Source organism: uncultured Tenacibaculum sp., assembly GCF_947504135.1.
Lineage (GTDB): Bacteria > Bacteroidota > Bacteroidia > Flavobacteriales > Flavobacteriaceae > Polaribacter.
This window is the reverse complement of record NZ_CANNGG010000004.1, coordinates 325080-338101: the sequence shown is the minus strand read 5'-3', so window position 1 is coordinate 338101 and position 13022 is coordinate 325080. Positions and strand designations below refer to the sequence as shown.

General features: G+C 31.7%; 10 protein-coding genes. 5 read left to right on the top strand and 5 right to left on the bottom strand.

What is annotated here, in order from left to right; translation table 11 throughout:
- The first annotated feature begins 90 nt into the window (after nt 1-90).
- From Q0663_RS10530 to Q0663_RS10520, 3 genes are all read left to right on the top strand, one after another.
- Nucleotides 91-2244 carry a TonB-dependent receptor gene (locus Q0663_RS10530; protein WP_299010636.1) on the top strand — a complete coding sequence of 718 codons (2154 nt, stop codon included), beginning with the start codon at nt 91-93 and terminating at the stop codon, nt 2242-2244.
- A gap of 69 nt (nt 2245-2313) precedes the next feature.
- Complete coding sequence (locus tag Q0663_RS10525) at nt 2314-3222, top strand: cation diffusion facilitator family transporter (protein ID WP_299010633.1); 909 nt, start codon at nt 2314-2316, stop codon at nt 3220-3222.
- 34 nt (nt 3223-3256) lie between these two features.
- Nucleotides 3257-4087 carry a prohibitin family protein gene (locus Q0663_RS10520; RefSeq protein WP_299010630.1) on the top strand — a complete coding sequence of 277 codons (831 nt, stop codon included), beginning with the start codon at nt 3257-3259 and terminating at the stop codon, nt 4085-4087.
- Nucleotides 4088-4145: 58 nt separating this feature from the next.
- On the opposite strand, the gene Q0663_RS10515 is transcribed toward Q0663_RS10520, so the two are convergent.
- Entirely contained in the window at nt 4146-5960 is a 1815-nt protein-coding gene (locus Q0663_RS10515) for a DEAD/DEAH box helicase (RefSeq protein WP_299010627.1), read from the bottom strand.
- A 124-nt stretch (nt 5961-6084) separates the two neighbouring features.
- Nucleotides 6085-7446 carry a hypothetical protein gene (locus tag Q0663_RS10510; RefSeq protein ID WP_299010625.1) on the bottom strand — a complete coding sequence of 454 codons (1362 nt, stop codon included), beginning with the start codon at nt 7444-7446 and terminating at the stop codon, nt 6085-6087.
- 177 nt (nt 7447-7623) lie between these two features.
- Here Q0663_RS10510 and Q0663_RS10505 point away from each other — a divergent pair, with 177 nt between their 5' ends.
- The gene (locus Q0663_RS10505; RefSeq protein WP_299010622.1) at nt 7624-9246 is read left to right on the top strand and encodes an ABC-F family ATP-binding cassette domain-containing protein; all 1623 of its coding nucleotides are present in this window, start codon (nt 7624-7626) and stop codon (nt 9244-9246) included.
- Between the two features lie 55 nt (nt 9247-9301).
- Here Q0663_RS10505 and Q0663_RS10500 read toward each other — a convergent pair whose 3' ends face one another.
- The 3 genes from Q0663_RS10500 to Q0663_RS10490 are packed head-to-tail and all read right to left on the bottom strand — an operon-like array spanning nt 9302 to nt 11398.
- Entirely contained in the window at nt 9302-9859 is a 558-nt protein-coding gene (locus Q0663_RS10500; RefSeq protein WP_299010619.1) for an RsmD family RNA methyltransferase, read from the bottom strand.
- Nucleotides 9859-10680 (bottom strand): DUF3822 family protein, encoded by an 822-nt coding sequence (locus tag Q0663_RS10495; protein ID WP_299010617.1) that lies wholly within the window; start codon nt 10678-10680, stop codon nt 9859-9861. Before Q0663_RS10495 ends, Q0663_RS10500 begins: the two co-directional genes overlap by 1 nt.
- Nucleotides 10664-11398: a hypothetical protein gene (locus Q0663_RS10490; RefSeq protein WP_299010614.1), complete on the bottom strand. Its 735-nt coding sequence runs from the start codon at nt 11396-11398 to the stop codon at nt 10664-10666. Before Q0663_RS10490 ends, Q0663_RS10495 begins: the two co-directional genes overlap by 17 nt.
- A 103-nt stretch (nt 11399-11501) precedes the next feature.
- Between Q0663_RS10490 and Q0663_RS10485 the strand changes: the two genes are divergently transcribed.
- Nucleotides 11502-12929, top strand: coding sequence for an AAA family ATPase (locus Q0663_RS10485; RefSeq protein ID WP_299010611.1), 1428 nt, complete (start codon nt 11502-11504; stop codon nt 12927-12929).
- Nucleotides 12930-13022 lie beyond the last annotated feature (93 nt).

Here is a 13022-nt window from a genome sequence, read left to right as displayed (position 1 = left end):
AGTATTCGCTTTCAAAAAACAGAAAGCTTTTATGCATCTTTTTTAGAAAAAGAGATGTCTTCTTTTATATAATTAATTTAAAAATAACACATGTTAAAAAATATAGTAGTAGCGGTAGTCCTTATGCTATCTGCAATTAAAATAACTGCACAAAATTTAGTTGAGTTTAAAGTAATTTCTGATGAAAAGGAGCCTATAGTAGGTGCTTCCGTGTATGTGAAAAACACGACTATTGGAGCAGAAACTAACTTAGATGGAATTGCAATTATTAACAATATTCCTAACGGAAAACAAACTTTTGTAGTATCGTTTATAGGGTTTGAAACGATGGAAAAAGCCATCACCTTTCCAACAGCAAAAAAACAATTTGTAATAGAACTTCATGAAGATGAAGAAACTTTAGAAGCGGTTGTAATTCAATCGACAAGAAGTAAAAGGACGATTGCTGAGATTCCTACAAGGATAGAAGTTGTCGGAGCAGAAGAGTTAGGAGAAAAAGCAGTAATGAATTCGGCAAACATTGCTATGGTATTACGAGAAAGTACAGGAATACAGATGCAACAAACTTCTGCAAATTCAGCCAATCAAAGTATTCGTATCCAAGGGTTAGATGGACGTTTTACGCAATTATTAAAAGACGGATTTCCGTTATTTGGAGGTTTTTCTAGTGGGTTGAGTATTATGCAGATTCCTCCGTTAGATTTACAGCAAGTAGAAATTATCAAAGGAAGTTCTTCTACTTTATATGGAGGAGGAGCTATTGCAGGTTTGGTAAATTTGGTGTCAAAAAAGCCAAAAGAAGAAAGAGAAATTAGTCTAATGTTCGATCAAACTTCACGTAACGGAAGTACTTTAAACGCTTTTTATAGCGAACGTTTCAATAAATTTGGAGTTAGTTTATACGGATCTGTAAACAGACAGGAAGCTACCGATGTAAATGACGATCATTTTTCTGATATTCCAAAAGTTAGAAGTTTTAGTATTAACCCATCATTATTCTACTACCCGAATGAAAAGGAAGAATGGCGTTTGAACTTTGGGACAACTATAGAAGACCGTATAGGAGGTGATACGGATGTAATTGCAGGAAATATGACACCTGATCACAGTTTTTTTGAAGAAAATAAATCAGAACGTTATGCTACTCAATTATCGTATTCCAATACTATTTCAGAAACTAAAAGTTTTGATTTTAAAAATAGTGTGAGTTATTTCAAAAGAAATTTAACCCTACCTGATTATGAGTTTGACGGAAAACAATGGGCTACATTTACTGAAGCAACGTATAATTTGTATAAAACTAGCTCTGATTGGGTTTTTGGAGGAAATATTATCACTGAAAATTTTACAGAAAATCCAACCACTAATTTAGATAGAAGTTACGAGCAGTTTACTTTTGGAGGATTTGCCCAAAATAACTGGAGACTTTCAAGCAGTTTGACTTTAGAAAGTGGTTTACGAACAGATTATAATGATCACTACGGAACGTTTGTGTTGCCTAGAGCTTCTTTATTCATTAAGTATAATGACAAGGTTTCAAGTAGAATAGGAGGAGGTTTAGGATATAAAATACCTACAATTTTTACTGAAGAAGCAGAATTACGTTCGTATCAAAATGTAATGCCCATTACCCTGACCGATTTTGAAGCTGAAACGTCTATCGGATTTAATGCAGATGTAAATTATAAAACAAAAATTTTTAATGATAATGTATCATTGTCTTTTAATCAATTAGTGTTTTATACGCAGTTAAAAAATACACTTTTATTACAAGAAAATGGAGCCAATTATGAATTTGTGAATGCTTCAAGTCGATTAAATAGTTATGGAGCAGAAACTAATTTAAAGTTAAAGTATAAAGACTTTGTACTGTTTACAAACTATGCCTATAACAATGTTGAAATCAACAACAATCAAAAAGCGCTGACACCAAAACATAGCTTTGGTGGCGTATTAATGTATGAAGTACATGATAAATGGCGAGTAGGATATGAGGCATATTACAAGAGCTCTCAATTGAGAAATAATTTGACTAAAACTCCAGATTATTGGACGATGGGCTTTATGGTGATGAGAACTTTTGGGAAAATTAGTTTGTATGCTAATTTTGAAAACTTTACAGACACCAAACAGCAAAACTACCAAAATATGATAGAAGGTATGCATCACGATCCGTCCTTTACGGATATTTGGGCACCAACAGACGGATTTATTTTCAACGCAGGTATATTGGTGAAGTTATAAGAGAAAGAGGAGTTTTTTAACTCCTTTTTTTGCATCTTTTTTATACATTTAAAGTCAATTAATAAAAACATGGGACACAATCATCACCATCATTCACACGGAAATTCAACAGAGAATATAGCCGTTGCCTTTTTCTTAAATTTAGCATTTACAATTATCGAATTTATTGGAGGTTTTTACACCAATAGCTTGGCTATTATGTCTGATGCGTTACATGACTTAGGTGATAGTTTCAGTTTAGGACTGTCGTGGTATTTTCAAAAGAAATCGACTAAAAAACCGACAAAAAAATACTCGTACGGATATAAACGATTTTCCTTGTTGGGGGCTATCATAAACTCAATCGTATTGGTAATAGGTTCTGTATTTATTATAAGAGAAGCAATTCCAAGAGTTATTACTCCAGAAAATGCTGATGCCAAAGGAATGATGTGGTTAGCTGTTTTAGGAATTATTGTAAACGGAGCAGCTGTTTTTAAATTGAAAAAAGGAACATCAATTAACGAGCGAGTTGTTTCATTACATTTATTAGAAGATGTACTAGGTTGGGCAGTAGTACTGTTAGCGAGTATTGTAATGCAATTTTGGGACGTACCAGTGTTAGACCCTATATTATCAATAGCTATTGCAGGTTTTGTATTGTTTAATGTGTATAAAAATATCAAAGAAAGCTTACGTATTATTTTACAAGGAGCTCCTGTAGGAATTTCTGTTGATGATATTAAAAAGAACTTATTGTCTTTAGAAGAAGTTGAAGGCGTACATGATTGTCACTTATGGACAATGGATGGAGAATACAATATTTTTACGGCACATTTAATTTTAAAGGAGCGTAGTTTTTCTTGGGAGGAAACTAAACAAATTAAACAAAAGGTAAAAAAGTTATTACATAATGATTTTCATTTAGAACATATCACTTTAGAGCTAGAGATTTCAGCCCATGAATGTGAATATGAAAACTGCGGTTATTTAATTTAGTTGTACATTTGACTAGAGTATAAAACACAGAAAAATGACAAGAAATCAAGTAGAATTAAAGTTTCCTAAGTTTGGTATGTTAATACCTGTAGTAATCGTTTTAATAATTTTTATAGCAAAATCTACAGTAACCATCAATTCAGGAGAAGCAGGAGTATTGTATAAAACTTTTGGAGGAGGGGTTGTTACGGATGAACCACCTTTAGGAGAAGGTTTTCATGTAGTTGCACCATGGAATAAAGTACATGTTTATGAAGTAAGACAGCAAGAACTTTTTGAAAAGATGAAAGTATTATCTTCAAATGGATTAGAAATTCAGATAGATGCTTCGGCATGGTATCAACCAGTTTACAACGATTTAGGGAAGTTACATCAAGTATTAGGAGAAAACTATTTACAACGTGTAATTCAGCCTGCAATTCGTTCAGCTGCACGTAGTGTGGTAGGGCGTTATACACCAGAACAATTATATTCAAGCAAAAGAGATGCTATTCAAGATGAAATTTTTATTGAAACAAAAAAGATTTTAGAGTCTCAATATGTTCAGTTAAATGAAATTCTTGTTAGAGATGTAACATTGCCTTCAACCATTAAAGAAGCTATTGAGCGTAAATTAAAACAAGAGCAAGAGTCATTAGAATATGAGTTTAGATTAGTTACAGCTCAAAAAGAAGCAGAAAAACAAATTATTGAAGCAAAAGGTAAAGCTGATGCGAACAAAATTTTAAGTGCTTCATTAACTGATAAAATTTTACAAGACAAAGGAATAGAAGCTACGAATAGATTAGCTAACTCTCAAAACAGTAAAGTAGTTATTATTGGTTCTGGAAAAAGTGGAATGCCAATTATTTTAGGAAATCAGTAATTCCAATTTTATAAAATAAAAAGCAGCTCATTGAGCTACTTTTTATTTATGATGAGTTTTAACCTCTTCTACGTTTTCTTCCAAAACCCGAAGCAGCAGTTTTGTTATCTCCTCTTCTAGGAGAAGATTCGTTACTACGTCTTCTACCAAACCCTTTTTTAGAGTCAGATGGCTTATCATTTCTATCACTACTTCTACGTCTTTTTCCACTAAAATTACCTCCGCCGCTTCTACGAGGTTTTCTACCGCCACCGCCGTTACCACGATCTGTTTTAGTAATTTCTACATTTACAGAACGACCGTTAAAATCTGGATCATTAGCAGCAAAAGCATCTAAAGTTTCTTTTTCGTAGTTCTTGTCTATTTCAAAGAAAGAGAAAGTGTCTAAAATGTCAATAGCACCAATTTCAATCTTATCACCAATATTCTGATCATTTATTAAACCGATTAACTTGGCAGGATTTAAACGATCTTTTCTTCCTAAATTGATGAAGAAACGGGTCATGTTTTCACTAGAAGAGCGTCCTCTTGAATTTTCTCTTGAAGATAAGTTGTTTAAATCAGGAGCATTTTCGTAGTAAGATAAGAAGGTGTTAAACTCTAAAGAAACAAACTTTTGAATTAACTCTTCACGACTTAAATCTTCTAATTTTTCGTAAATACTTGGTAAAAAACCTTCAATTTGTTCTGTGTTTACCTCAGTATTATGAACTTTATCAATTAAATGAAATAATTGATTTTGACATATCTCCTTACCTGAAGGAATAGGGGTGTGAACAAATTGTTTTTTTATAATACGTTCAATAGGACGTAACCTACCTTGTTCTTTTTTACTAACTAAAGCAATAGAGATTCCTTTATTACCGGCTCTACCAGTTCTTCCACTACGGTGATTATAGTTTTCAATTTGATCTGGTAATTTATGATTGATAACGTGTGTTAGGTTGTTAACATCCAGTCCACGAGCAGCAACGTCAGTAGCCACTAATATTTGAATATTCTTCTTACGAAACTTTTCCATTACAGAATCACGCTGAGCCTGTGATAAATCACCATGTAAAGAATCAGCATTATAACCATCTCTAATAAGGTTATTAGCTACTTCTTGTGTTTCTCTACGTGTTCTACAGAAAACGATTCCGTAAATATCAGGGTTTAAATCAGCTACTCTTTTTAAAGCAGGGTAACGAGTTTTTTCGTTTACTAAATAATACTCATGACTAACATTATCAGAACCTTGGTTTTTTTGTCCTGATGTAACTTCTACAGGGTTTGTCATGTAGTTTTTTGCAATATCTTCTACTTCTCTAGGAAAAGTTGCAGAAAACAATAATGTTTGTTTGGTGTTTGGTGTAGCTTCTAAAACTTGGTCTAGTTCATCTTTAAAGCCCATGTTAAGCATTTCATCAGCTTCGTCAAGTACTAACCATTGTACATTACCAAGCTTTAAAGCTCTTCTTTTAATTAAGTCTACAGTTCTACCAGGAGTACCTACAACTATTTGAACCCCTTTTTTAAGTTTTCTTATTTGCTCTTCAATATTAGCTCCACCATAAACAGTAGCTACTTTCAAGTTAGGTAAATACTTTGAAAAGTCTTCAATGTTTTTTCCTATTTGTACTGCTAGTTCACGAGTAGGAGATAAGATGATTGCTTGTGTGTGTGTGCTTGTTTGATCAGCAAGTTCAATAATAGGCAAACTAAAGGCAGCAGTTTTACCTGTACCTGTTTGTGCAAATGCTTTTAAATCTTCTGTTGAAGAAATTATTTGTGGAATTGCTTTTTCTTGAATTACTGTTGGCTTTTCATAACCTAGATCGGTTAATGCCTTATTGATAGGCTCTTGCAAACCTAAATCTAAAAATGTTGACATACTGTGTTTTTAGAGAACCCACAGATGCCCCTCCGCGAATTCTATAATTAATATTAATTAAATCGTTTATTACGATTTTTTTGGACGGTGCAAAAGTACACTAAATAAAATGAATAGAGGTTAACTATTTTAAATTTTGTAAGTTATTGATTTCTTGGTTGATACTAGGAGATGATAAACTAGTGTATCCATTTTGAATAACTCCATTTTTATCAACCAAAACCAAACGAGAAAATTTACTAGAAGAATATTCACAAGTTTGACTCTCTTCTGGTAGTGTGTATTGGTATTTAATATTTATGTTTTTAGTATATCTTTTAGAGGTGTCACATAAGTTTACTAAAACAAAATTAACATCAGGATTGTTTTTAATTAAGTAATTAAACCTAGAAGATACCCAGTCGTCAGAAGCATATTTATAGTTTTTAAACAAAACAACTGTATTTTTCCCTTTAGTAATATTTTTAATGTCAACAAGTCCACCATCAGCTGAAATTAAATTAAAAGAAGGGAGCTTTTCTCCTTTATTTAAGAGTTTTAAATCGTTAATTAAACGTTGTATTGTTTTCTTTTGCTCGTTATTTGTATTAAGTTTAAAAAAGGTAAAGAAAGTTTCATCTATCTTTTCGTAATTAGGCTCTTTGAAAAAGTGACCTACTACGGTATTATATAGTAGTCTATTTTTAATTTCTTCTGAATCAATGTTTTTATCAATAGAGTTAAGTAGTTCTACTGTGAAATTATCTAGTTCATCAATACTATTTTTTTGGTAAACATCATTGTAAATTTTTTCAATTACAAACCTGTAATATGGACCAAAAAACATTAAAGAATCATTGCATACATTTGTCTTATTACGGTAGTTGAAGTAAGATTTAACTAATGATTCAGGCTCTTTCTTAGTAGCATTTTTAATTGCATACTTTTCTAAGTTTGTATAAATAGGATAGTTTAAAGAGATGTTTAAAAGTTTAGAAAATTTTTTAGAGGGGTTAACATCATTTTCCTCATACTTTGTTAGTACAGCGTCCTTAATTTGTTTTAAAGAATCCATTTTATTAATGAATTCTTTTTGAGGTAAATGAAAGTATCTAGCAATTGATTTTTCTTCTTGCTCATATTGTAAGAAAGCATCTATTAATAAATTGTTTCTTTCTGCATTGCTACCGCTAAAAACTAAAGATTCATCAAAATCCCAAGTATTTAACCTTATTAAAGTACTATCAGTTGGTTGTATGAAAACATATTGATGCTCATTACCATGGTAAAAAATATATAATCCTTCCTTAATGTCAGTATAGGACCCTAAGAAAGTATTATTCTTATTTAAAGGAATTGTGTCTTTAAATTCGTAGTTGTCTGATAAAATAACGAAGTCAGATTTAGGATTGATAATCTTCCCTCCAAAATAGGTGGTTTTTTGATTATCAGATTTTTCACATCCAATAAATATAACTAATATGAGAGGTATTAAATACTTAATCATGCTTGAAATTACCCTAAATATCAATGCTCAAAAATAGAGAACTCTTCTTAATAAGGCTGTTAATTCGCTGTTAAAATGAATTAAAAAGTCTCAAAAGTAATATGTTAAAAACTTTCATGCAAATTCTTTTATACTCTTTAGTTTTTATACTTTTGCACGGAATTTAAAATACTATACATGTTATCAGTTTCTAATTTATCAGTTCAGTTTGGGAAACGTGTTTTGTTTGATGAAGTAAACACAAAGTTTACACAAGGAAATTGCTACGGAATTATCGGAGCAAATGGAGCAGGAAAATCTACTTTTTTAAAGATTTTATCAGGAAAACAAGAACCTACTTCTGGTCAAGTTCATTTAGAACCAGGAAAAAGAATGTCTGTATTAACACAGGATCATTATGCTTTTGATGAGTATAATGCTTTGGAAGCTGTGTTAATGGGGAATAAAGAACTGCATAAAATTAAGTCGGAAATAGATGCGTTGTATGCTGATTACACCGATGAAAATGCAGAAAAAATAGGAGAGTTACAAGTTCGTTTTGAAGAAATGGATGGTTGGAATGCCGATGCTTCTGCTGCGAGTTTATTATCTAATTTAGGTATCAAAGAAGAAGATCATTATACCTTATTATCGGAATTAGACTCAAAGAAAAAAGTACGTGTATTATTAGCGCAAGCGCTATTTGGTAATCCTGATGTGTTAATTATGGATGAGCCTACGAACGACTTAGATTTCGAAACGATTGCTTGGTTAGAAAACTTCTTAGCGAATTATGATAATACTGTAATAGTGGTGTCTCACGACCGTCACTTTTTAGATGCTGTTTGTACTCATATTTCTGATATAGACTTCGGTAAAATTAACCATTTCTCTGGAAACTATACTTTTTGGTATGAATCGTCTCAATTAGCGGCTAAACAAAGAGCGCAACAAAATAAAAAGGCAGAAGATAAGAAGAAAGAACTGGAAGAATTTATCCGTCGTTTCTCTGCCAACGTTGCAAAATCTAAACAAGCAACTTCTCGTAAGAAAATGATAGAGAAACTAAATGTTGATGAAATTAAGCCTTCTTCACGTCGTTATCCAGCAATTATTTTTGAAAGAGATAGAGAAGCAGGAGATCAGATTTTAAATATTGAAGGTTTATCAAAAAAGGATGCAGAAGGAGAGTTGTTATTTTCAAATGTAGATATTAACTTAAATAGAGGTGATAAAGTAGCTGTTATTTCTAAAAATTCTAAAGCGACTACTGCTTTTTATCAAGTAATTTCAGGAAATGAAGAAGCTGATTCGGGAAAATATAGTTGGGGTGTAACAACTACTCAATCGTATTTACCAGCAGATAACTCTGCTTATTTTCAAAATGGAGAATTAAACTTGGTAGACTGGTTACGTCAATATGCACAAACTGAAGAAGAAAGAGAAGAAGTGTTCTTAAGAGGTTTCTTAGGAAAAATGATTTTCTCTGGAGAAGAGGCTTTGAAAAAAAGTAATGTGCTATCAGGAGGAGAGAAGGTACGTTGTATGTTGTCTCGTATGATGATGACCAGAGCTAATATTTTAATGCTTGATGAACCAACCAATCACCTAGATTTAGAGTCTATTCAAGCGTTGAACAATTCGTTAATAAATTTTAAAGGAACAGTGCTGTTTACTACACATGACCACGAGTTTGCACAAACAGTAGCTAACAGAATTATAGAAATTACACCAAAAGGAGTTATAGATAAGTACTCAACTTTTGATGATTATTTAGATGATCCGAAGGTAAAAGAATTAAGAGAACAAATGTATTCTTAATAGAATAATAAAAAAGGGAACCAAATTGGTTCCCTTTTTTATTTATTAAAAGCTTTTATTCTTCTTCGTCATCGCTAATAGCTTCAAAAAAACTAAATACGTTACCACCATAACGTTTGTCGTAACTATAATTAGGATGCTTAGTTAAGTCGGTATGTTTTGAATGTTCAATAATTAAAACACCATCTTCATTTAACAAATCACGTTCAAAAATAATATCTGCTATTTTTAAAAATTGCGCTTCTTCAAAATCATAAGGAGGGTCCGCAAAAACAACATCTGTTTTTAGTGGAGTTTTTTCTAAAAACTTATATACGTCACTTTTATAGCTAGTAATATCCATATCCAACTCCTTTGAAGTTTGATTAATGAATTTTATACAAGCATAATGAGCATCAACAGCATAAATGGTTTCAGTACCTCGTGAGGCAAATTCGTAGCTAATATTTCCTGTACCAGCGAATAAATCTAATACTGAAATATTATCAAAATAATACAAATTATTTAAGATATTAAATAACGACTCTTTAGCCATGTCTGTTGTTGGTCGTACAGGTAAGTTTTTAGGAGCAGAAATCCTTTTACTCTTATATTTTCCAGAAATAATTCGCATTAGGCAATAAGTATAAAGTTTGAGTGGTTCGAAAAATCATCGCTATCAGCAAAGAAATTATCAACAGGATTCATAAAATGAATATTTCGAACGTAAGTATAGGTTATGGTGTATAGTTCTGATTCTTTTTCAATGTCACCAATAAAAGTTAATTGAAAATTATTTGGATCCATTTGTAATTGTTCCGCAGTAAAAAGAATATAGTATATAAAATCCTCTTTGGTACTGTATGAAAACGAGTTGTAAAATATAAGTTTTCCTTCTTTGCAAATAACAATATCTATGTCATTAGAAGAAACATGTACAAAAAACTGTTGATCAGAGTTTTCTTGAGAATAGGAGAGTAGCTTGTCTATTAACACGGTTGAATGGTGTTTGTATTCAAACTCTCCAAAGTTTTGAAACAGGTAATTATTAATGTTTACATAAGGGATATAAACTGTGTTAGCAGCTATAGTATCATGCAAATCGTAGGTAATAAAATCTGTTTTTAAGGTTTTTACGGTGTATTTTAAATACGGAGCTAAATTGTTTCGATCAAAAAGTTTATTAGGAACTAAAGTAGCTAGGTTGTTTTGATGTATGGCAAAAACAGAAGAGAAATCTTGTTGTAAATCTTTATCGGTATTAAAAACACGTATAATTTCTTCTAGCAGTAACTCAGGAGAAGTTATTGAAGCTGCAAAAGTATACTTAGTAAAAAGTAATGGTGCTTTGTTCTCTGAGTTAGAGATACAAAAAGAAAATCCATCCAAACTAAATTGGATGGATAGATCTTTATATAGCGCTATAGCGCTTGTTTTTTTAGTCTTTTTTTGCAACTGCTTCACCTTTATCATAAAAAGGAGGCCAATTACCACCAGTAGTTACTTCACTTAAAGAACCTACAGAAACAAACTCACCTTTAATTTGATCAGATTCAATTGCTTCTAATTCAGCTTTAATTAACGAAGGGTTCATTCCTTTTAAAATAGGCTTTTTTGAAACTTTAGCTTCAAATACAGGAACTTCTAAACCTGCTACTTTTTCAACTCTACCAGTAGCTAATTCAAATTGTTCTGTAGTACCTGGTACTTCAAACATTTTAGTATATTCCGTTCCTTCAAAATATTTTAAAACAGGCTCGTATCCAATAGTATCAACTTGCTTTTTAGAAACTTTAATTATAATTCCTCCACCTCTATCTTCTTCTACCTCAATGTTTTTAGTTTCTGTTAATGCTAACTTACCACTTTCAATAAAGCTAAGTAAAGTATCTTTGTTGTTAGTATATGTTCCGTAAACCTCTTTATATTTTACTTCGGCATCACGAATTAATTTTAAGTTCTTAATAACTTTAGCATAACGCACTTTCTTGTCTTTGTTAAAATTAATCGGCTCCATAATTCCGCCATAAATTTTATATACTAAAAAGACAGTTGCACCTAAAAGAAATATTGAAACTAACCATCTCATTTTTAGAGGTACAAATTTAACTACAAGTACAGCTAAAAGAAAAGCAACCACTACAGCTACTAAAATCATTAATAATAAATTCATTTTTTTAATTTTTAATGTATGATATTCGCAAATCTACAATTTTTTTTCAATGATGAAAATAATTATTATGTAAATACATTTATCTTTGAATATTATTTGAAATATGATACAAACTGCTTCGAAATTTTATAAAGAAATACTACAAAAGTTCCCATACGCTCCTACAGAAAAGCAAAACGAGTTATTAGATGTCTTAACAGATTTTATTTTTTCAGATGACAATCGTGCTTTGTTTTTATTAAAAGGATATGCAGGAACGGGAAAAACCACCATTATAAGTACTGTTGTTCATAATTTATGGAAGATAGGTCAGAAAGCAGTTTTATTAGCGCCTACAGGTCGTGCGGCGAAAGTAATTTCAGGATATTCTAACCGACAAGCATTTACAATTCATAAAAAAATATACTTTCCTAAAAAACAGAGTAGTGGGGGAGTTAGTTTTGTAATGCAGCCGAATAAACATACTGATACTCTTTTTATTGTTGATGAAGCTTCGATGATTTCTGATGAAAAACAAAATGCAAAATTGTTTGAAAACGGCTCGTTGTTAGACGATTTAATATCTTATGTGTACTCTGGAAAGAACTGTAAAATTATTTTTATAGGTGATACAGCGCAGTTGCCACCAGTAAAGCTAACAATGAGTCCAGCTTTAGAAGCTGACAAACTTTCGTTTGAGTTTAACAAAGAAGTTACCGAAATAGAGTTAGATGAAGTAGTTCGACAAGAAGAAGGATCAGGAATTTTAGCCAACGCAACCGATTTACGCTTGTTAATTCAGAACGATTCCACACATTTTCAGTTTGATGTAAACTATCCAGATATCATTCGCTTACAAGATGGGTATGATATCCAAGATGCGATTACTTCTGCTTATGACGGGGATATAGGGGTAGAAGATACTGCTATTATTGTAAGATCTAACAAACGAGCGAATCAATACAACCAACAGATACGAACGAAAATTCGCGGACAAGAAAACGAAATTTCTACAGGTGATTATGTAATGGTGGTAAAAAACAACTACTACTGGTTAAAGGACTCATCTTCCGCAGGGTTTATTGCTAATGGTGATATTTGTGAAGTAATGCGTATTAATGCAATTAAAGATTTATACGGATTCAAATTTGCTGAAGTCGAAGTACGTATGATTGATTATCCTGATATGAAACCTTTTGAAACAGTGTTGTTATTGGATACGCTCACTAGCGAGAGTCCATCATTAACGTATGAAGAATCGAATCGCTTATACGAAGCCGTAAAAGAAGATTTTGCTCAAGAAAAATCGAAGTATAAGCAATTTATGGGAGTAAAGAAGAATAAGTATTTCAACGCACTTCAAGTGAAGTTTTCTTACGCTATGACATGCCATAAGTCACAAGGTGGACAGTGGAAAACTGTTTTTATAGAGCAACCTTACTTACCAGATGGAGCTTCAGTAGAATACTTACGTTGGTTATATACAGCAGTTACGCGTGCTCAAGAAAAATTGTACTTGATAGGGTTTAAAGATGAATATTTTTTAGACTAAACTTATAAATATAGATTTTAATAAAAACGTTAGCATTTTGTTAATAGAATTCTTTTTTTAGTTAAAAAAGTTACATTTGTGTAGTATTCAAAC